Below are 1,055 nucleotides of genomic sequence, written 5' to 3'. Positions count from 1 at the left end.
ATGAGTAAAGTAGATGAAATAACAAGAGAATCATGGATTCTTGGCGCATTCCCAGAATGGGGAACATGGCTGAATGAAGAAATCGATCAGGAAGTAGTAGAAAAAGGAACATTCGCAATGTGGTGGATCGGCTGTACAGGTCTTTGGATCAAAACAGAAAACGACACAAACATCTCTATCGACTTATGGTTTGGAAATGGTAAACGTACAAAGAAAACAAAAGAAATGGCGCCATTCCACCAGATGAGAAACATGACAGGCGGACGTATGACACAGCCAAACTTAAGAGCTGCGCCAATCGTATACGATCCATTCGCAGTCACAAAAGTAGACGCAGTATTATCAACACACTATCACAACGATCATATCGATCCATTCTATGCAGCAGCAGTATTAAAGAACTGTGAAGGCGATGTACCATTCATCGGACCAGCAAAGAGTGTTGAAAAATGGTTAAGTTATGGTGTACCAGCAGAACGTTGTATCACAGTAAAACCAGGCGATGTTGTAAAAGTAAAAGATACAGAAATCATCGTTGTGGACAGCTTCGATAGAACATGCTTAGTAACAAATGATGTAGATGTCAGAGGCGTATGCCCAACAGATATGGATGAAAAAGCAGTCAACTATATCATTAAGACACCAGCAGGAAGCATTTACCACAGTGGAGATTCACACTATTCCACATATTACGCAAAACATGGAAAAGATTATGATATCGATGTAGCGTTAGGATCATATGGAGAAAACCCAATCGGAAACCAGGATAAGATGACAAGTGTGGATATCTTAAGAATGGCAGAAGCATTACAGTGTAAAGTAGTGATTCCATTCCACTATGATGTATGGACAAACTTCAAAGCAGATCCACAGGAAATCATGATGTTATACAACTATAAGAAAGATGTATTACAGTATCAGTTCCACCCATTCATTTGGGATGTTGGAGGAAAATACGTATGGCCAACAGATAAAGACAAATACCAGTTCCACTATCGCAGAGGATTTGAAGATTGCTTTACTGATGAACCAAACGTTCCATTCAGATCAATTCT

At 39.5% G+C, this 1,055-nt stretch carries 1 protein-coding gene; it reads left to right on the top strand.

The window, feature by feature from the left end; genetic code table 11:
• Nucleotides 1-1,055: L-ascorbate 6-phosphate lactonase (gene ulaG / locus DW761_RS20880; RefSeq protein WP_117519241.1), on the top strand; the 1,055-nt coding region annotated here is incomplete at both ends.

This window comes from Absiella sp. AM29-15, from assembly GCF_003434225.1.
GTDB lineage: Bacteria > Bacillota_I > Bacilli_A > Erysipelotrichales > Erysipelotrichaceae > Hoskinsella > Hoskinsella hominis.
The sequence above is the reverse complement of the archived record's forward strand: the minus strand, read 5'-3'. Positions and strand labels throughout refer to the sequence as shown.